The 19,516-nt window shown below is 62.7% G+C and carries 18 protein-coding genes; 12 read left to right on the top strand and 6 right to left on the bottom strand.

The window, feature by feature from the left end; translation table 11 throughout:
* Positions 1 to 137: 137 nt before the first annotated feature.
* Positions 138 to 2,984 (bottom strand): RNA polymerase-associated protein RapA, encoded by a 2,847-nt coding sequence (gene rapA / locus QMX97_RS07775; RefSeq protein ID WP_282396659.1) that lies wholly within the window; start codon positions 2,982 to 2,984, stop codon positions 138 to 140.
* Between the two features lie 219 nt (positions 2,985 to 3,203).
* Between rapA and QMX97_RS07770 the strand changes: the two genes are divergently transcribed.
* A complete protein-coding gene (locus QMX97_RS07770; RefSeq protein WP_065902935.1) occupies positions 3,204 to 3,545 on the top strand; it encodes an aspartate-semialdehyde dehydrogenase in 342 nt (113 codons plus the stop codon).
* Here the strand turns inward: QMX97_RS07770 and QMX97_RS07765 are convergent.
* The 3 genes from QMX97_RS07765 to QMX97_RS07755 all read right to left on the bottom strand — a co-directional run bounded on the left by QMX97_RS07765 (position 3,542) and on the right by QMX97_RS07755 (position 6,147).
* On the bottom strand, positions 3,542 to 4,723 hold the full coding sequence (locus QMX97_RS07765) for an aminotransferase class V-fold PLP-dependent enzyme (protein WP_282396658.1): 1,182 nt from the start codon (positions 4,721 to 4,723) through the stop codon (positions 3,542 to 3,544). The genes QMX97_RS07770 and QMX97_RS07765 overlap by 4 nt on opposite strands.
* Positions 4,720 to 5,190 (bottom strand): RidA family protein, encoded by a 471-nt coding sequence (locus QMX97_RS07760; RefSeq protein ID WP_065902931.1) that lies wholly within the window; start codon positions 5,188 to 5,190, stop codon positions 4,720 to 4,722. Before QMX97_RS07760 ends, QMX97_RS07765 begins: the two co-directional genes overlap by 4 nt.
* A gap of 90 nt (positions 5,191 to 5,280) precedes the next feature.
* Positions 5,281 to 6,147, bottom strand: a complete 867-nt coding sequence (locus QMX97_RS07755; protein ID WP_282396657.1) for a LysR substrate-binding domain-containing protein — start codon at positions 6,145 to 6,147, stop codon at positions 5,281 to 5,283.
* A 100-nt stretch (positions 6,148 to 6,247) separates the two neighbouring features.
* On the opposite strand from QMX97_RS07755, the gene QMX97_RS07750 reads away from it, so the two are divergent.
* A complete protein-coding gene (locus QMX97_RS07750; RefSeq protein ID WP_282396660.1) occupies positions 6,248 to 6,442 on the top strand; it encodes a hypothetical protein in 195 nt (64 codons plus the stop codon).
* Positions 6,443 to 6,585: 143 nt separating this feature from the next.
* Entirely contained in the window at positions 6,586 to 6,702 is a 117-nt protein-coding gene (ccoM, locus tag QMX97_RS07745; protein ID WP_276145525.1) for a cytochrome c oxidase subunit CcoM, read from the top strand.
* 694 nt (positions 6,703 to 7,396) lie between these two features.
* Here ccoM and QMX97_RS07740 read toward each other — a convergent pair.
* Positions 7,397 to 8,872, bottom strand: coding sequence for an inorganic phosphate transporter (locus tag QMX97_RS07740; RefSeq protein WP_065902928.1), 1,476 nt, complete (start codon positions 8,870 to 8,872; stop codon positions 7,397 to 7,399).
* Positions 8,873 to 9,183: 311 nt separating this feature from the next.
* A complete protein-coding gene (locus QMX97_RS07735; protein ID WP_181285158.1) occupies positions 9,184 to 9,384 on the bottom strand; it encodes a hypothetical protein in 201 nt (66 codons plus the stop codon).
* 554 nt (positions 9,385 to 9,938) lie between these two features.
* Between QMX97_RS07735 and pcaR the strand changes: the two genes are divergently transcribed.
* The 9 genes from pcaR (at position 9,939) to QMX97_RS07690 (ending at position 19,510) form a co-directional block, all read left to right on the top strand.
* Entirely contained in the window at positions 9,939 to 10,781 is an 843-nt protein-coding gene (gene pcaR / locus QMX97_RS07730; protein ID WP_065902926.1) for a pca regulon transcriptional regulator PcaR, read from the top strand.
* 143 nt (positions 10,782 to 10,924) lie between these two features.
* Positions 10,925 to 12,265, top strand: coding sequence for an MFS transporter (locus tag QMX97_RS07725; protein ID WP_065902923.1), 1,341 nt, complete (start codon positions 10,925 to 10,927; stop codon positions 12,263 to 12,265).
* A gap of 269 nt (positions 12,266 to 12,534) precedes the next feature.
* A complete protein-coding gene (locus QMX97_RS07720) occupies positions 12,535 to 13,392 on the top strand; it encodes a CoA transferase subunit A (RefSeq protein WP_065902921.1) in 858 nt (285 codons plus the stop codon).
* Complete coding sequence (locus tag QMX97_RS07715) at positions 13,392 to 14,171, top strand: CoA-transferase subunit beta (RefSeq protein WP_065902919.1); 780 nt, start codon at positions 13,392 to 13,394, stop codon at positions 14,169 to 14,171. Before QMX97_RS07720 ends, QMX97_RS07715 begins: the two co-directional genes overlap by 1 nt.
* On the top strand, positions 14,168 to 15,370 hold the full coding sequence (gene pcaF, locus QMX97_RS07710) for a 3-oxoadipyl-CoA thiolase (protein ID WP_177410378.1): 1,203 nt from the start codon (positions 14,168 to 14,170) through the stop codon (positions 15,368 to 15,370). Before QMX97_RS07715 ends, pcaF begins: the two co-directional genes overlap by 4 nt.
* Before the next feature lie 17 nt (positions 15,371 to 15,387).
* Positions 15,388 to 16,092, top strand: a complete 705-nt coding sequence (gene pcaH / locus QMX97_RS07705) for a protocatechuate 3,4-dioxygenase subunit beta (RefSeq protein WP_106804910.1) — start codon at positions 15,388 to 15,390, stop codon at positions 16,090 to 16,092.
* A 1-nt stretch (position 16,093) separates the two neighbouring features.
* The gene (gene pcaG / locus QMX97_RS07700) at positions 16,094 to 16,660 is read left to right on the top strand and encodes a protocatechuate 3,4-dioxygenase subunit alpha (RefSeq protein WP_282396656.1); all 567 of its coding nucleotides are present in this window, start codon (positions 16,094 to 16,096) and stop codon (positions 16,658 to 16,660) included.
* Between the two features lie 180 nt (positions 16,661 to 16,840).
* Positions 16,841 to 18,136, top strand: a complete 1,296-nt coding sequence (locus QMX97_RS07695; protein WP_065902911.1) for an MFS family transporter — start codon at positions 16,841 to 16,843, stop codon at positions 18,134 to 18,136.
* A 9-nt stretch (positions 18,137 to 18,145) separates the two neighbouring features.
* Positions 18,146 to 19,510 carry a 3-carboxy-cis,cis-muconate cycloisomerase gene (locus QMX97_RS07690; RefSeq protein ID WP_213552343.1) on the top strand — a complete coding sequence of 455 codons (1,365 nt, stop codon included), beginning with the start codon at positions 18,146 to 18,148 and terminating at the stop codon, positions 19,508 to 19,510.
* The last annotated feature ends 6 nt before the right edge of the window (positions 19,511 to 19,516 follow it).

The raw sequence follows: 19,516 nt of genomic DNA, 5'->3' as shown, positions 1-19,516 counted from the left end.
AGCCCGCACACAGTTGAAATGCATTCCAACTGTGTGCGGGCTTGCTCGCGAAGAGGCAATTACAGGCTCCGATTTGCTCCAGTGAATAAAAAAGGCCCGCATTGCGCGGGCCTTTTTTCAGCGCAGCAGGGCGGTCATCAACCCGCCACCAACACCCGGATCGCTTCCAGTCGCAGCGCCGCCTTGTCGAGCATGGCCAGGCCTTGCTCGCGTTGTTGGCGCAGGGCCACCAGTTCGCTGTCGCGTACGGTCGGGTTGACCGCTTGCAGCGCCGTCAGGCGCGACAGCTCTTCGTCAGTGTCTGCAGCCAGGCGGCGCTTGGCTTCGGCCACACGCTCGGCGTGGCGTGGGGTGATCTTCTCTTCACCGGCGTTGATCCGCGGCGTCAGCTGGTCGCGCTGGGCCTGGATAAACTTGTTGGCGCTGGCCCGTGGCACGCTTTCCAGCTGGTCGTTCAGGGTTTCAAACGACACGCGGCTGGACAGGTCGTTGCCGTTGGCATCCAGCAGGCAGCGCAGGGCGGCCGGCGGCAGGTAGCGGCCCAGTTGCAGCGAGCGCGGGGCAACCACTTCGCTGACGTAGAGCAGCTCCAGCAACACCGTGCCAGGCTTGAGCGCCTTGTTCTTGATCAGCGCCACGGCGGTGTTGCCCATCGAGCCGGACAGCACCAGGTCCATGCCGCCCTGCACCATCGGGTGTTCCCAGGTGATGAACTGCATGTCTTCGCGCGACAGCGCCTGGTTGCGGTCGTAGGTGATGGTCACGCCTTCGTCGTCGCCCAGGGGGAAGCTGGCGTCGAGCATTTTTTCGCTGGGCTTGAGGATCAGCGCGTTTTCCGAATGGTCTTCGCTGTCGATGCCGAACGCGTCGAACAGGGTTTCCATGTAGATCGGCAGGGCGAACTGGTCGTCCTGTTCGAGGATGGCCTCGACCAGTGCATCGCCTTCACCCGCACCGCCGGAGTTGAGCTCCAGCAAACGGTCGCGACCGGTGTGCAGTTCCTGCTCCAGGCGCTCGCGCTCGGCACGGGCCTCGTCGATCAAGGCTTGCCATTCGCCATCGTCGGCGTTTTCCAGCAGCGGCAGCAGGCGCGGGCCAAACTGGTGCTGCAAGGCGTTGCCGGTCGGGCAGGTGTTGAGGAAAGCGTTCAGCGCTTCGTTGTACCACTGGAACAGGCGCTCTTGCGGGCTGGTTTCCAGGTAGGGCACGTGCAGTTCGATCACATGTTTCTGGCCGATCCGGTCCAGACGGCCGATCCGCTGTTCCAGCAGGTCGGGGTGCGACGGCAGGTCGAACAGCACCAGGTGGTGGGAGAACTGGAAGTTGCGACCTTCACTGCCGATTTCCGAGCAGATCAGCACTTGTGCACCGAACTCTTCATCAGCGAAGTAGGCGGCGGCACGGTCACGCTCGAGGATGTTCATGCCCTCGTGGAACACCGTGGCCGGGATGCCGGAGCGCACGCGCAGCGCGTCTTCCAGGTCCATCGCGGTTTCGGCGTGGGCGCAGATCACCAGGACCTTGGTGCGCTTGAGCATTTTCAGCTGGTCGATCAGCCACTCGACCCGTGGGTCGAAGCGCCACCAGCGGTTTTCTTCTTCGATGTCCGGCTGCGACTGGAAGCTGACTTCCGGGTACAGCTCGGCGTGCTCGCCCAGCGGCAATTCGAGGTATTCGTCCGGGTTCGGCAGCGGGTAGGCGTGCAGCTTGCGCTCCGGGAAGCCTTGCACAGCGGCGCGGGTGTTGCGAAACAGCACGCGGCCGGTGCCATGGCGGTCGAGCAGCTCGCGCACCAGGCGCGCGCTGGCCTCGGTGTCGCCATCGTTGACGGCGGTCAGCAGCGCTTCACCTTCGTTACCGAGGAAACCCTGGATGGTCTGGTGTGCGGCAGGCGACAGGCGGCCTTTATCCAGCAGCTCCTGCACGGCTTCGGCCACCGGGCGATAGTTCTCGCTCTCGGCGCGGAAGGTCAGCAGGTCGTGGAAGCGGTTCGGGTCGAGCAGGCGCAGACGCGCGAAGTGGCTGTCCTGGCCCAGCTGTTCCGGGGTCGCGGTGAGCAGCAGCACGCCCGGGATGACCTCGGCCAGTTGCTCGACCAGCGCGTACTCGGCGCTGGCCTTGTCTTCATGCCACACCAGGTGGTGGGCTTCGTCGACGACCAGCAGGTCCCAGCCGGCTGCGAACAGCGCGTCCTGGGCCTTCTCGTCGTCCACCAGCCACTCCAGGGCGACCAGCGCCAACTGGGTGTCTTCGAACGGGTTGGTCGCATCGCTCTCGATGAAACGTTCTTCGTCGAACAGCGCAACCTGCAGGTTGAAGCGGCGGCGCATCTCCACCAGCCACTGGTGCTGGAGGTTTTCCGGCACCAGGATCAACACACGGTTGGCGCGACCCGAGAGCAGCTGGCGATGGATCACCAGGCCGGCTTCGATGGTCTTGCCCAGGCCCACTTCGTCCGCCAGCAATACCCGTGGCGCGATACGGTCAGCGACTTCACGGGCGATGTGCAGTTGGTGCGCAATAGGTTGCGCACGCACGCCGCCCAGGCCCCATAGCGAGGACTGTAGTTGGCGGCTGGTGTGTTCCAGGGTGTGGTAGCGCAGCGAGAACCAGGCCAGCGGGTCGATCTGCCCGGCGAACAGACGGTCGCTGGCCAGGCGGAACTGGATGAAGTTGGAGAGTTGGGTTTCCGGCAGGGTGACCTGCTCGTTCTGCCCATTGAGGCCGTGATACACCAGCAGGCCATCGACGTCGTCGACTTCCTGCACGGTCATTTTCCAGCCTTCGAAGTGGGTGATGGAGTCCCCCGGCGAGAACCTCACGCGAGTGAGGGGCGCATTCCGTAGCGCATACTGGCGGGTGTCGCCAGTGGCCGGATAGAGCACGGTCAACAAGCGGCCGTCCTGTGCCAGAACGGTGCCTAACCCCAGCTCTGCTTCGCTGTCACTAATCCAGCGTTGCCCCGGTTGATACTGCTGCGCCATGCTGCCTGACTCCCGCCGTGAAAAAGCCGACTATCTTAACGGAACAAGGCCCCACGCCCAAGGACTCTGACAAAAACTACTCCGTTTGCGCCAGCGTCCGGAAGCCGAATCGACGGGTGGCAGGCACTTGCGAGTGTCGACTGGGTCACAGCTTGGCGAGTGCGTTCTCAAGTCGCCACGCGGCCCGCCGACAGCCTGTTGATCAGGAGAATAACTATTATGCTGCCACCCATGCTGCCCGTCAGCGTTGTGCCGGTCACTTCGCAACTCGACCCGGTACGCCAGAAGCCGGATATCCCGCCCGTGGTGCCAGTACAAGCGGGCTCCAACGAAAGCACGATCGACCTGAAAAAGGGCGATGCCGAGCAGTCGACCTTTCTGCTGCGTGAAGAGCAACGCCGCCAGCAGGAGCAGCAAAAACGCCGGCGCGAAGCCGACGAAGACCCGGAGCAGCACCTGGCGATTCCCGGCGACCTGCTCAATGCCGACAACACCGTGCCGGTGGCGCCGCTGATCGAAGATGCGCCGCGCCAGGGCTTGTGGGTGGACGTCGAGGTCTAGTCGCGCAACGCCTGCAATGCCGCCATCAACTGCGCGATGTCATCGTCGTTGTTGAGTGGGCTGACGGAGATCCGCGCGATGCTGGCCAGCCCGCGCGCCTGCATGTCCAACGGCGTGTAGGCCACGCCATTGGCACCGATATTGATGCGCTTCAAGGCCAGGCGGCGCTTGAGTTCGAAAGCGTCCCAGCCGTCCAGGTTAAAGGCGATCAGCCCTGATTGCGCAGTGCCCAGGTCATGCAGGGAAATACCCGGCATCTGACGCAAGGCCTGGCGAATTCGCTCACTGGTGTGTGCGATCCGTTCCCACACTTGCTCAAGCCCCAGTCGATTCATCTCCTGCAACGCGTTGCCCAGCCCCGCCAACAAGGCAAACGACACTTCGCTGGTTTCAAAGCGCCGGGCGTCGTTGCGCAGGTCGAAACCGCCTGCGCTCCACGGCGCCGAAAACACATCGCGCTGGGCCGGATTCAGGCGCGGTAAAAAGTCCGGGCGCACATACAGCAGCGCGGTACCACGCGGCCCGCGCAGGTGCTTGCGCCCGGCGGACTTGAGCACATCGCACTGCAGCGCCTGCACATCCACCGGCACCTGGCCGACGGCTTGGCCGGCGTCGATGAAATAGGCAATGCCATGACGTCGGGCCACGGCGCCGATGGCTTCGGCGGGGTTGATCAGGCCACCGTTGGCCGGCAGCCAAGTCAGGTCGATCAGCCTGACGTGCGCATCGATCATCGACTCCAGCGCCAGCGGGCAGACCGCGCCGGAGGCATCGCAAGGGATGACTTCCACGCGCGCGCCGGCCTGCACCGCCAGGTCCATGCTGGCGAGGTTGCCCCCCCATTCATGGCGGCCGACCAGGATGCGATCACCCGGTTGCCACGGGCCCAGTGCCTGGAATGCCAGGCTCCAGGCGGCCGAGCCGCTGCTGGCGAAGGCGATCGACGCGGCGGGTGCGTTGAGCAATTGCGCGGCGGCGCGGCGGGCTTTTTCCACCAGCACGGCGCCATGCTCGCCGGCTTCCATGGGGCCATCACGGGCTTCGCGGTGCAGTTGATCGATAATCGCGTCGAGGGTCGCCTGGCTTGGCAGCGAGGCACCGGCGTGATTGAAATGCACGATGCCCGACTGGCAGCCGGGCGTGCTGTCGCGCAATTGCTGGACGTCGAGCGGGCTCACGGTTGCAGCTCGAAAATCGCGTCAACCTCCACGGCCACGCCGGCCGGCAGGCTGGAAACGCCAACGGCGGTGCGCACATGCCGACCTTTTTCGCCGAGGGCATTGACCAGCAGGTTCGAGGCGCCGTTGGCAACCCCGCTCTGGCGCTGGAAATCGCCGCTGCTGGCAATGAATACACCCAGGCGCAAAATACGCACCAGGCGCGACAGGTCATCACCCAGCGCATGGCTCAATTGTCCCAGCAGGCCCAGCGCCGCCAGCTCGGCTGCCTGGGCGCCTTCTTCATCGCTGAGGGATTCGCCCAGGCGGCCGACGTAGGCGGGCTTGCCATCGACCATCGGGATTTGCCCGGAGACGAACAGTTGGTTCTGGCTGATCACATAGTTGATGTAGTTGGCCGCCGGTTGGCTCGGGGTCGGCAGCGTCAGGCCGAGGGCTTGCACGCGTTGGCGCAGGGAGTCGCTCATGATCCATCCTCCTGGGTTAAGAGGTGCCAGCATGTTGGCCGAGGAGGGCGGCGACAAACGGATAGATCTCACCCGACGTATCGAAAAAACTCACGCGTCGCGGCAGGCTTCCAGCAGCCATTCGCTGAAGCACGCGGCGGCGTCACCGGCCGGGCCGGGCGGCGCGATCAGCCAGTAGCCGATGTCGCTGTGATACGGCGGCCAGTCGAAGGCTTCCACCAGGCTGCCGTCCTGGAGCCTGCGCTGGATCAGGCGATGACGGCCCATGGCGATGCCTTGGCCGGCCACGGCCGCTTCGACCACGATGTTGTAGTCATGCAGCATCACGCGCGGGTGGCGGACGAGGTCGACGTGGTAGTGCGCAGACCAATCCGTCCATTCGAAGGGGCGGTGCGAGGTGGCCATCAGCAGTGGGCTGTCATGCATCGTTTTGAATGTCGGGCTGCACACCGGGGAGATGACTTCCGGCATCAGCCGCGTGGCCTGCACGTCGGGCCAGTCGCCTTTGCCATAGCGAATCGCCAGGTCGACCTCGGCGCCGGCCACGTCCGCCAGTTGAATCGCCGGTAACAGCTCCACCTGGATATGCGGGTAGCGGTTGAGAAACCCGGCCAGGCGCGGTGCCAGCCACAGCGTGGCAAAGGAGGCGAGCAGGCCGACACGCAGCACGGTGGTGCTGGGCGCTGTTTTTTGGGTGCGGGTCGCGGCGGCGATGGCGTCGAGGGCCGGGCGGATTTCGTCGTAGTACTGTTGGCCGTCAGTGGTCAGATCGATCGCGCGGGTGCGACGGATAAACAACGGTTTGCCCAGGTGCTGTTCCAACTTTTGCACCTGATGGCTGAGTGCACTCTGGGTCACCGACAACTCGCTTGCCGCCTTGATAAAACTCAAGTGCCGCGCCACGGCTTCAAAGGCGCGCAGGGCCAGCAGCGGGGGAAGGTCCTTGTGCAGTGCCACGTGAGCGCATCTCCTGGGGTGGATGGGAAGTGCCGATTTTGGGCGAAGGCCTGCATTTTGTCGCCCGCTCAATTGCCGTGAGGCGCTGGAGCCCGCATTATTGAGCGATTCCCGCCACGACGTAAGCCAAGCCATGAGTGAAGACGACAAGCTGATCGACCTGAACGCCGAACGTGCCAAGCGTGTGCATGACCTCAATGACAAGCGCCTGAATGAAGTGCGCCAAGCGTTTGAGCAGGCCATGCCGCTGGGAAAAGCCAAGAAAAAACTGAAGAACAAACCGAAAAAGCGTTGAAACAACCTGCATCCGTTGATGCAGGTCAGTTATTGCCCTTCTTTACGCCCCGTCGCGGGCGACATTGATCCTCGTCAATTTTCCAATCCGCCTTCTCCATTAACTTAGCCCTATCGCAACAGGGCAAGTGCAGGAGGCCGGTCATGTTTATCGATAATGTGGTATTTGCCGGGGTGCTGACTGTCAGCCTCATGGTGCTGTTTTTTGTAGGATTCGGGATTTTTATCTGGAAGGACGCTAATAAGCGTAAAGAACCGTAAGTCTTTCTGGATTACATGAGCACGCAAGGCATTTTGGGCGACTTCGGTCGCCCTTTTTTTTGTTTGTTTTTTGGCATGTCCACTATTGCGGGAATGGCTGAAATGGACCCCGCGTTTATTGCAGATTAGCTTTTGTGTGGGGGCCGGCTTGCCTGCGATGCAGGCAACTCGGTCTTCCCGTGAGACCCAGTCGATGCCTTCGCAGGCAAGCCAGCTCCCACAGTTGAGCGTGTTCCCCCGCACCACTGCGGTCGGTTTTTGGGTTGCTGTGTGAGTAGACCCAAAGCGTGCGCGCTTTTGTGTGGGGGCTGGCTTGCCTGCGATGCAGGCAACTCGGTCTTCCAGTGAGACCCAGCCGATGCCTTCGCAGGCAAGCCAGCTCCCACAGTTGAGCGTGTTCCCCCGCACCACTGCGGTCGGCTTTTGGGTTGCTGTGTGAGTAGGCTCAAAGCGTGCGCGCTTTTGTGTGGGAGCTGGCTTGCCTGCGATGCAGGCAACTCGGTCTTCCAGTGAGACCCAGTCGATGCCTTCGCAGGCAAGCCAAGCTCCCACAGTTGAGCGTGTTCCTCCGCACTATTCGGGTCGGCTGTTGGGGCACCGTGTTGTAGATCTTGATCCAAGGCGCTTTATCACAAGACAAAAAAAAGGCGCGATCCCAATCAAGGATCGCGCCTTTTGTTCCGAGGGCAGCCTGTCAGCTACCCAGCGCCTTGGAGGCCAACCAGAACAGCCCGGCCGACAGGCCCACGGTCGCCGGCAAGGTCAACACCCAAGCCATCAGGATGGTCTTCACGGTGCCGCCTTGCAGGCCGCTCTTGTTCGCGACCATGGTCCCGGCCACGCCCGACGACAGCACGTGGGTGGTCGATACCGGCAGGCTGAAGATGTTGGCCAGGCCAATCATGCTGGCGGTGGTGATCTGCGCCGACATGCCCTGGGCATAGGTCATGCCCTGCTTGCCGATCTTCTCGCCGATAGTCAGTACCACACGCTTCCAACCCACCATGGTGCCCAGGCCCAGGGCCAGTGCGACCGCCAGGATCACCCAGAACGGTGCGTATTCGGTGGTAGCGGTCAGGTCTTTGCGCAGCTTGTCGAGGTCGGCCTTGTCACGTGCGGACAGATTCGGCAGCTTGCCGACTTTCTTCGCGGTGTCGTCCAGGCAGAGCAAATACCGGCGTACTTCAATGCGGTGATCGGCAGTCAACGAATGGTAATCGGAAACACCTTTCAAGGTATTGACCAGCGCGTTGATGGTCGGCTCGGTCTGCTGCGGATTGCACTGGAACTTGCCAGGCAGGTCGTTCTGCACGCTTTTACCCAGGGCCAGGAACTCGCCGAGGGTGTCTTGATTGCGCTGGTAGAACTGACTCAAATGCACCGTCGCGTCGCGGGTACGTTCGATCTGGTAAGTGGTGCTACCGAGGTCGAGAACGAATTGCGCCGGCACGATGCCGATCAGCACCAGCATGATCAGGCCGATGCCTTTCTGGCCATCGTTGGAACCGTGCACGAAGCTTACGGCCATGGCGGAAATCACCAGCACCAGGCGGTTCCAGAACGGCGGGTGTTTCTTGTCGTCGAGCTTGCGACGCTGGTCCGGGGTCTTGTGCATCTTCGACAGCGGGCGCCACCACTTCAGCGCAATCAGCACCAGGGCGGCAACGAGGAAACCGGCCATCGGCGAGAACACCAGGGATGCGCCGATATCGATCGCTTTCTGCCAGTTCACACCGTCAGCCAAGGGGATGTCGTTGATCAGCGCGTTGGCCAGGCCGACACCGAGGATCGAGCCGATCAGGGTGTGGGAGCTGGAAGCGGGGATCCCGAAGTACCAGGTGCCCAGGTTCCAGGTGATCGCCGCCGCCAATAAAGAGAAGACCATTGCCAGGCCATGGCCGGTATTCACATTGATCAGCAACTCCACCGGCAGCAAGTGCACGATGGCGTAGGCGACACCGACACCACCGAGCAACACGCCGAGGAAGTTGAACACCCCGGAGAAGAACACGGCCAGGTGCGGCGGCATGGCTTTGGTATAGATGACTGTGGCCACCGCGTTAGCGGTGTCATGAAAGCCATTGATGAACTCGAAGGCGAGGACAAAGGCCAGGGCGAGCAACAGGCTCACTAGAACCCAAGCATCCAGTCCGCTGAATAAATCGATCATGAAGGTTTTCTGACCCGGTCGTAAGGGGGCGCGATTATGCCAGAAAACCTCAGTAATCGATGCACTAGCTGCTCATCGGTAACAATCTTCATTGAAAAAGCCGCGGCAAAAGGCGCCCATCCCAGGGTTTTCGGGGGGTTGGCAAGTCTTTGATTTATAACGCGGAGGGTGCCAGGGGCCGAGTTTTTTGGCAAAAACCGCATGCCTGAAACATTTGTATGAAATTTCGCTCGCGGCAGTGGGATGCCAGATAGCCGGCTGCTAGCTATGTGCCAGCAGCCTGGCGTGACCCGTGGCTCAAACCGAAGCGCTTATGGCTCTTCGGCTTTGAGTTCCTGTTCAATCTTTTGGATTTCCTGGGCAAATGCCTGGTCGAGCAGGCTGGCTCGTTTGCGCCATGGTTTGCGTTCAGGTTCAGGCTGGGCGGCGTAGGTGGTGATTTCCCCGCCGTAAACGTCCTTGTAACGTTGCTCCTGGCGCTCAAGTTCCGCGCGCAGTTCGTCTTTCGTCACATCGTTACCTAATTGAGTTGAGTAATTACATTGCAGCACGGTGCCTGAATGTCGCCCTCGGGCTCTTTCAAGTTAAACCGTTGCAGCGTTGAACTTGAAACAGGCACGAACGGCCATGGATTATTGCTGACATTCGAGGCAGGTAGTTGCGATCAACAATGCACGGCATCTGCATCATCTGGCCAGCTCCCGTCCCGACAGTGAAACCGGGCGGACCTGCATACAGGGTGCATTATAGCGGCGCATTTGAATAACACTATCGGCATAAAGTTAAAAAGCGTCAACTTTGTGTGAGCGTTTTGTTACACGAGCGCGTCAGTGTTTGCATAAAAGTTGGCGTCATAAAATCCACCCCACTTCGGACGTTAAAACCCCGCCCTAACTTTAGTTGGTTGGTGGGCGGACCCGTCCACGGTTATGCAAAATTGCGATTATCGAATGAGCGTCCGATAATCGCCCAATGTTCCCGGTCGTGCCTTGTGCATCCCGGCCGGCGCGGCTTGTAATAGCAGTCAAACCCCCTTGCGGTTGACAATAAGAGAAAGGATCCCGACATGAACGATCAATTGCGCAACGCTTTCGCCTCAGTGGCGCCGCCGATCGTTGCCTCACCGGCCAAGCGTATCCAGGCCTTTACCGGTGATCCGGACTTCATGACCTCCCTGGCCCGTGGCCTGGCCGTGGTGCAGGCGTTCCAGGAACGCAAGCGTCACCTCACCATCGCCCAGATCAGCCATCGCACGGAAATCCCTCGCGCCGCCGTGCGCCGTTGCCTGCACACATTGATCAAGCTGGGCTACGCCACCACCGACGGGCGCACCTATTCGCTGCTGCCCAAGGTCCTGACCCTCGGCCATGCCTACCTGTCATCCACGCCACTGGCGGTGTCGGCCCAGCCTTACCTGGATCGCATGAGCGAGCAGCTCCACGAAGCCTGCAACATGGCCACCCTCGAAGGGGACGACATCCTCTACATCGCGCGTTCGGCCACCACCCAGCGCCTGATCTCGGTGGACTTGTCGGTGGGCGGGCGCTTGCCGGCCTATTGCACCTCCATGGGCCGCATCCTGCTGGCGGCGCTGGACGATGCCTCCCTGCAGGATTACCTCGACCATGCCGACCTGCAAACCAAGACCAGCCGTACGCTGACCACCCCCGAAGCCTTGTTCGAATGCCTGCAACAAGTGCGTCAGCAGGGCTGGTGCATCGTCGATCAGGAATTGGAGCAAGGCCTGCGCTCCATCGCCGTGCCGGTGTATGACGCGTCCGGCCAGGTGCTGGCTGCGCTCAATGTCAGTACCCACGCCGGGCGGGTCAGCCGCAGCGAGCTGGAGCAGCGGTTTCTGCCGAGCATGCTGAGTGCGAGTCGGGATCTGAGCGCGCAGCTGTTTGCCTAACTGTTCGGTGACCGCACAGATCCCGGTTTGATCAATTGACGATGTTTCCCCTGGCTTATTACTGTGCGGCAGCGCTCTGAGCGCCGCCCAATAATAACGACGACCCCAGGCCGTCAGCCCGCCATCGGTGTGGAATAAAAATAATGAATCAGCCTTCTGTCGGTACCACGCTGGACGTCCAGTCCTTTATCAACGCCCAGCCGCTGTCACGCTACCAGTGGCGCGTGGTTATCCTGTGTTTCCTCATCGTGTTCCTCGATGGCCTCGATACCGCGGCCATGGGCTTTATCGCGCCCGCGCTGTCCCAGGACTGGGGCATTGATCGCGCCAGCCTCGGCCCGGTGATGAGCGCCGCGTTGATCGGCATGGTCTTCGGTGCCCTGGGATCGGGGCCGCTGGCTGACCGGTTCGGGCGCAAGGTCGTGCTGGTCGGCGCGGTGTTGGTGTTTGGCGCATTCAGCCTGGCCTCGGCCTACAGCAGCAATGTCGACCAATTGCTGGTGCTGCGCTTCCTTACCGGGCTGGGCCTGGGCGCCGGCATGCCGAACGCGACGACGTTGCTGTCGGAGTACACCCCCGAACGCCACAAGTCGCTGCTGGTGACCAGCATGTTCTGCGGCTTCAACCTCGGCATGGCGGGTGGCGGGTTTATCTCGGCCAAGCTGATCCCGGCGTTTGGCTGGCACGCGTTGTTGATGATCGGCGGCATCCTGCCACTGATTCTCGTGGGGGTGCTGGTGCTGTGGTTGCCGGAGTCGGCGCGCTACCTGGTGGTGCGCAACCGTGGGACCGACAAGGTGCGTAAAACCCTGTCACCCATCGAGCCGACCATCGTCGCCCAGGCTACCCACTTCAGCGTGCCGGAGCAGAAAACCGTCAAGGCGCGCAACGTGTTTGCGGTGATCTTCTCCGGCACTTACAGCGCCGGCACCTTGCTGCTGTGGCTGACCTACTTCATGGGCCTGGTGATCGTGTACCTGCTGACCAGCTGGTTACCGACCCTGATGCGTGACAGCGGCGCCAGCCTGGAGCAGGCCGCGTTTATCGGCGCGTTGTTCCAGTTTGGCGGGGTGTTGAGTGCAGTCGGGGTAGGGTGGGCGATGGACCGGTTCAACCCCCACAAGGTTATCGGCACTTTCTACCTGCTGGCCGGGGTGTTTGCCTACGCGGTGGGGCAAAGCCTGGGCAATATCACCTTATTGGCGACTTTGGTGCTGATCGCCGGGATGTGCGTCAACGGTGCGCAATCGGCGATGCCGTCCCTGGCGGCCCGTTTCTACCCGACGCAGGGGCGTGCCACCGGTGTGTCGTGGATGCTCGGCATCGGCCGCTTCGGTGCGATCCTCGGCGCGTGGATGGGCGCCACCTTGCTGGGCCTGGGCTGGAACTTCGAGCAGGTGCTGACCGCGCTGGTAATCCCGGCGGCGCTGGCTACGGCAGCCGTGGTCATCAAAGGCATGGTCAGCCACGCCGACGCCACCTGACCCGCCGTTGCAGGGGCGGGCTTGCCGGTGATGCGGGCGCCTCGGTCAATCATTGAGCGCGGTGATGCGGTCGCTGGCAAGCCCGCTCCTGCAGGGGTGGGGCGCTTCTGATGGCGTGTCGACGAGAAGATTAGCTAGACAACAATCCGTTCGATAATCGAACACTGAGTCGATTATCGGATTGTTCAGCCCATTTACCCGGCTTAATCTTCAAGCACTTCGGCGCCACCTCAGCGCCTTTTTCGATCCACACCGGGAGCCCGAACCCCATGGCTGAAATTCTTGCGCTGCGCGACGCGGTGAAGCAATTCGTGAACGACGGCGATACCGTCGCACTGGAAGGCTTCACCCACCTGATCCCTACGGCAGCGGGTCATGAAATCATTCGTCAGGGCAAGAAAGACCTGACGCTGGTGCGTATGACGCCTGACCTGATCTACGACCAGTTGATCGGCGCCGGCTGTGCGCGCAAGTTGATTTTCTCCTGGGGCGGCAACCCTGGCGTGGGCTCCTTGCACCGCCTGCGTGACGCGGTCGAGAAGCAATGGCCGCAACCCTTGGAAATCGAAGAACACAGCCACGCCGACCTGGCCAATGCCTACGTCGCCGGCGCCTCGGGCCTGCCGTTCGCGGTACTGCGTGCCTACGCCGGTTCCGACCTGCCCAAGGTCAACCCGCTGATCAAGACCGTGACCTGCCCGTTCACCGGCGAAGTGCTGGCGGCGGTGCCGTCGGTGCGCCCGGACATCACCGTGATCCATGCACAGAAGGCCGACCGCAAGGGCAACGTGCTGCTCTGGGGCATTCTCGGGGTGCAGAAGGAAGCGGCCCTGGCGGCCAAGCGCTGCATCGTCACCGTCGAGGAAATTGTCGATGACCTCAACGCGCCGATGAACAGCTGCGTGTTGCCGACGTGGGCACTGACTGCGGTGTGCCATGTGCCTGGCGGCGCGCATCCTTCCTACGCGCATGGTTACAACGAGCGTGATAACCGCTTCTATCAGGCGTGGGACCCGATTGCCCGCGACCGTGCGACGTTTACCGCCTGGATCGACGAATACATCCACGGCACTGCCGACTTCAGTGAATTCCAGGCCAAGCTGGCCACCGTGCAGGAGGCCAAGTAATGGCTTACTCGACCAATGAAATGATGACCGTCGCCGCCGCGCGTCGCCTCAAGAACGGCTCCGTCTGCTTTGTGGGTATCGGCCTGCCGTCCAAGGCCGCCAACCTGGCGCGCCTGACTTCCTCGCCCGACGTGGTGCTGATCTACGAGTCCGGCCCGATTGGCGCCAAGCCTTCGGTGTTGCCGCTGTCGATCGGTGATGGCGAGCTGGCGGAGACCGCCGACACGGTGGTGCCGACCGGTGAGATCTTTCGTTATTGGCTGCAGGGCGGGCGTATCGACGTCGGCTTTCTCGGCGCCGCCCAGGTCGACCGCTTTGGCAACATCAACACCACCGTGGTGGGCGATTACCACCAGCCCAAGGTGCGGCTGCCGGGGGCCGGCGGCGCACCGGAGATCGCAGGTTCGGCCAAGAGCGTGCTGATCATCCTCAAGCAGTCGTCGCGTTCGTTTGTCGACAAGCTGGACTTCATCACCTCGGTCGGCCACGGCGAAGGCGGCGATTCACGCAAACGCCTGGGCCTGCCAGGGGCTGGGCCTGTAGGGATCATTACCGACCTGTGCATCATGGAGCCGGAAGCGGGCACCCATGAATTTGTGGTCACCGCGCTGCACCCTGGCGTGACCCGCGAACAAGTCGTGGCCGCCACCGGTTGGGCGATTCGATTTGCCGACCAGGTCAGCACCACCGAGGAACCCACCGACGTCGAGTTGAGCGCCTTGCGTGACCTCGAAGCACGTACCGCCGCCGCCCATGGCCAAGCCCCCGGAGAAGCCTGATGCGCGAAGTATTTATCTGTGACGCCATTCGTACCCCCATCGGCCGTTTCGGCGGTGGCCTGTCTACCGTGCGCGCCGATGACCTCGCCGCGTTGCCGATCAAGGCACTGATCGAGCGCAACCCTTCGGTGGACTGGAACGCGGTCGACGAAGTCTTCCTCGGCTGCGCCAACCAGGCCGGTGAAGACAATCGCAACGTCGCGCGCATGGCCCTGCTGCTGGCGGGCCTGCCGGAAAGCATCCCTGGCGTGACCCTGAACCGCCTGTGTGCCTCGGGGATGGATGCGATCGGCACCGCGTTCCGTGCAATCGCCAGCGGCGAAATGGAGTTGGCGATTGCCGGGGGCGTCGAGTCGATGTCCCGTGCACCCTTCGTGATGGGCAAGGCCGACGCGGCGTTTTCGCGCAACATGAAGCTCGAAGACACCACCATTGGCTGGCGTTTTATCAACCCGTTGATGAAAGCCCAGTACGGCGTGGATGCAATGCCGCAGACCGCCGACAACGTCGCCGACGACTTCAACGTGTCCCGCGCCGACCAGGATGCGTTCGCACTGCGTAGCCAGCAACGCACGGCTGCCGCCCAGGCTGCCGGGTACTTCGCCGAGGAAATCGTGCCGGTACGCGTTGCACACAAAAAAGGCGAGACCGTGGTGGAGCACGATGAACACCCACGGGACACCACCCTCGATGCCCTGGCCAAACTCAAGCCGGTCAACGGCCCGGACAAGACCGTCACCGCCGGCAATGCCTCGGGCGTGAACGATGGCGCGGCGGCGCTGATCCTGGCCTCCGCCGACGCCGTGAAAAAACACGGCCTCACGGCCCGCGCCCGGGTGCTCGGCATGGCCAGTGCCGGCGTGGCACCACGCGTGATGGGCATCGGCCCGGTGCCGGCGGTGCGCAAGCTGGTGGAGCGCCTGGGCCTGGCGGTCAGCGACTTCGACGTGATCGAACTCAACGAAGCCTTCGCCAGCCAAGGCCTGGCCGTGCTGCGTGAATTGGGGATTGCCGACGACGCGCCGCAGGTCAACCCGAACGGCGGCGCCATCGCCCTCGGCCATCCGCTGGGCATGAGCGGTGCGCGGCTGGTGTTGACGGCACTGCATCAACTGGAAAAAACCGGCGGCAGCAAAGGCCTGGCGACGATGTGTGTCGGCGTCGGCCAAGGCCTGGCCCTGGCGATTGAACGCGTCTAATAAGAGAGGATTGCTCCATGAGTGACAAGCCCGGTTACCGGCGCCCGCAAGCGGGCACTCAACCTGATTACCTGCACCCGGCCTACCAGTCGACGAACCTGCGTTCGCCGTCCAAGCCCTTGGTGTTTCTGCCCCATTCGTTGTCGGAAATCACCGGCCCGACCATCGGCGCCGAGCGCGTCAATGCGCAGGACAACGACCTCACCGCCCAGCACGCCGGCGAACCGCTCGGTGAGCGCATCATCATTCACGGGCGTGTGCTGGATGAAAACGGCCAACCGGTGCCGGGCATCCTCGTGGAGATCTGGCAGGCCAACGCCGCCGGTCGCTACAACCACAAGCGCGACCTGCACGACGCGCCGCTGGACCCGAACTTCACGGGCACCGGCCGCACCGTCACCGACGCCGAAGGCTGGTACCAGTTCCAGACCATCAAGCCCGGCGCCTACCCGTGGGGTAACCACCACAATGCGTGGCGCCCGGCGCATATCCACTTTTCACTGTTCGGCCCGAGCGTGCTGACGCGCCTGGTCACACAGATGTATTTCCCCGGCGACCCGCTGCTGGAGTACGACCCGATCTACAACTGCGTGCCGGACACCTCGGCCAAGCAGCGCCTGATCGCCCGCTTCGACCTGGAAAAAACCATTCCTTCCTATGCCCTCGGCTACCGCTGGGACATCGTCCTGCGCGGCCGCGACGCCACGCCGATGGAGAAATGAGATGACACTCACTGCGACCACGTCCCACACCGTCGGGCCGTATTACCACATCGGCCTGACCTGGCTGAACCGCGAAGACCTCACCGTGCCCGCCACCCTCGGCGAGCGCGTGGCGATCAGCGGACAGGTGGTGGATGGCAACGGCGATGTCGTCAACGACGCCATGCTGGAAGTCTGGCAGGCGAATGCCGCCGGCAAGTACGACCATCCCGAGGATGAGCAGGACAAGGCTGTCGACCCCAACTTTGAAGGCTTTGGCCGGGTGCCGGTGGATGCCGAAGGGCGGTTTCGTTTTACCACCATCAAGCCAGGTGCCGTTCCGGGCTTGAAGGGCACGACCCAGGCGCCGCATTTGGTGGTGCTGGTATTCGCGCGTGGGCTGGTGAAGCACCTGCTGACGCGGATTTACTTTGACGGCGAGGCGCTGAACGGCGATGACGCGCTGCTGGCGTGTGTGCCCCAGGAGCGGCGGCGCACGCTGATCGCCAAGGCGGATGGGGCGGGTGTGTATCAGTGGAATGTGATTTTGCAAGGCACAGACGAAGAGACCGTGTTTTTTGATTATTGAGTTGGCTGAAGATTTTTCGCCGGCAAGCCAGCTCCCACAGGGGGATGCGTTCCACATGTGGGCGCCGGGCTTGCCGGCGATGAGGCCGGTTCAGGCAACTGCTGTGCAAAAGTCTGCTTGCGGAACATGGTTGTTGCAAAGTATGTCTAGGCTATAACCGTTCCCACTGAGTGAAAAAACATGACAACAAAAACCAGCCACTACACCGGAGAAGAACGCAGCAAACGGATTTTTGCGATCGTCGGTGCGTCTTCCGGCAACCTCGTCGAATGGTTCGACTTCTACGTCTATGCCTTCTGCGCCATCTACTTTGCCCCGGCGTTTTTCCCGTCGGACGACCCCACGGTCCAACTGCTCAACACCGCTGGCGTCTTTGCCGCCGGCTTCCTGATGCGACCTATCGGCGGCTGGCTGTTTGGCCGGGTGGCCGACAAGCATGGTCGCAAGAATTCGATGATGATCTCGGTGCTGATGATGTGCGCCGGCTCGCTGGTGATCGCCTTCCTGCCCACCTACAAAGACATCGGCGCCTGGGCGCCGGCGTTGCTGCTGGTGGCGCGGTTGTTCCAGGGCTTGTCGGTCGGCGGCGAATACGGCACCACCGCGACCTACATGAGTGAAGTCGCGCTCAAGGGCCAACGTGGCTTCTTTGCCTCGTTCCAATACGTGACGCTGATCGGCGGGCAACTGCTGGCAGTGCTGGTGGTGGTGATCCTGCAGCAACTGCTCAGCGAAGACGAACTGCGGGCGTGGGGCTGGCGGATTCCGTTCGTGATCGGCGCAGTTGCAGCCGTGATCTCCCTGCTGCTGCGTCGCACCCTCAAGGAAACCACCAGCAAGGAAACCCGCCAGGACAAGGACGCCGGCAGCATCGCCGCGCTGTTCCGTGACCACAAGGCTGCGTTTATCACCGTGCTTGGCTACACCGCCGGCGGCTCGCTGATTTTCTACACCTTTACCACCTACATGCAGAAGTACCTGGTGAACACCGCCGGGATGCACGCCAAGACTGCCAGCTACATCATGACCGGCGCGCTGTTCCTCTACATGTGCATGCAGCCGCTGTTCGGCATGCTGGCCGACAAGATCGGTCGCCGCAACTCGATGCTGTGGTTCGGCGCGCTGGGCACGCTGTGCACGGTGCCGATCCTGCTCAGCCTGAAAACCGTCAGCAGCCCGTTCCTGGCCTTTGTGCTGATCACCCTGGCCCTGGCCATCGTGAGCTTCTACACCTCGATCAGCGGCCTGGTGAAAGCCGAAATGTTCCCGCCACAAGTGCGCGCCCTCGGCGTGGGCCTGGCCTATGCGGTGGCCAACGCGATCTTCGGCGGTTCGGCGGAATACGTGGCCCTGGGGCTCAAATCCATGGGCATGGAAAACACCTTCTATTGGTATGTCACCGGCATGATGGCGGTGGCCTTCCTGTTCAGCTTGCGCCTGCCGAAACAGGCGGCGTATTTGCACCACGATTTGTAAGGGACCGTTATGACGCTGCGCACGAGCAATCAATTGTTCGACGCCTACTTCACCGCTGACAGCATGGCCGAGGTGTTCTGCGACCAGGGGCGCCTGCAGGGCATGCTCGATTTCGAAGCGGGCCTGGCCCGTGCCGAAGCGCGGGTCGGCTTGATTCCGCACGCCGCCGTTGCCCCGATTGCCCAGGCCTGCCTGGCGTCGCGGTACGACGTGGACGCCCTCGGCGTGGCGATTGCCACGGCGGGGAATTCGGCCATTCCGTTGGTGAAGGCGCTGGGCAAGTTGATCGCCAGTGAGGATGCCGGCGCCGAGCGTTATGTGCATCTGGGCGCGACCAGCCAGGACGTGATGGACACAGGCCTGGTCCTGCAAATACGCCAGGCGCTGGCGTTGATCGAAGCTGACCTGGCGCAACTGGGCGGCGTGCTGGCCGCGCAGGCGCAGCGTTATGCCGGCGTGCCGCTAGCTGGGCGTACCTGGTTGCAGCACGCGACACCGGTCACGTTGGGGATGAAAATCGCCGGTTGGCTGGGGGCAGTGACGCGCAGTCGGCAACGTCTCGCCGAGCTGAAACCGCGTCTGCTGGTGCTGCAATTTGGCGGTGCGTCCGGCACCTTGGCGGCGCTCGGTGAACAGGCGATGCCGGTGGCCGAGGCCTTGGCTGCCGAATTGCAGCTGGGCCTGCCCGAACAACCCTGGCATACCCAGCGCGATCGTTTGGTGGAGTTTGCCAGTGTGCTCGGCCTGATCGCCGGCAGCCTCGGCAAGCTGGGGCGTGATATCAGCCTGCTGATGCAGACCGAGGCGGCGGAAGTCTTCGAGCCGTCGGCGCCGGGCAAGGGCGGTTCCTCGACCATGCCGCACAAACGCAACCCGGTGGGCGCCGCCGTACTGATCAGCGCGGCGACTCGCGTACCTGGCCTGGTGGCGACACTGTTCAGCGCCATGCCCCAGGAACACGAGCGCAGCCTGGGCCTGTGGCACGCCGAGTGGGAAACCCTGCCGGAGATTTGCCGGTTGGTCTCAGGAGCGCTGCACCAGGCCTTGCTGGTGAGCGAGGGGTTGGAGGTCAATCCTGAGCGCATGGCGCAGAACCTCGACCTGACCCAGGGCCTGGTGCTGGCCGAAGCCGTGAGCATCGTGCTCGCCCAACGCCTGGGGCGCGAGACCGCCCACCATCTGCTCGAGCAATGCTGTAAACGCGCTGTCGCCGAGGGGCGTCACTTGCGTGCGGTGCTGGCGGACGAGCCGCAAATCACCCACGAACTGTCCGCCGCTGAACTCGACCGCCTGCTCGACCCGGCCCACTACCTGGGCCAGGCGCACACCTGGGTGACCCGCGCCGTCACCGAACATTTTGCCTTGACCGCCTGAGGAGAA

The sequence above is a fragment of the Pseudomonas sp. PS01298 genome, assembly GCF_029959745.1.
In the GTDB taxonomy this organism is placed as follows: Bacteria; Pseudomonadota; Gammaproteobacteria; order Pseudomonadales; family Pseudomonadaceae; genus Aquipseudomonas; species Aquipseudomonas aylmerensis.
The sequence above is the reverse complement of the archived record's forward strand: the minus strand, read 5'-3'. Positions and strand labels throughout refer to the sequence as shown.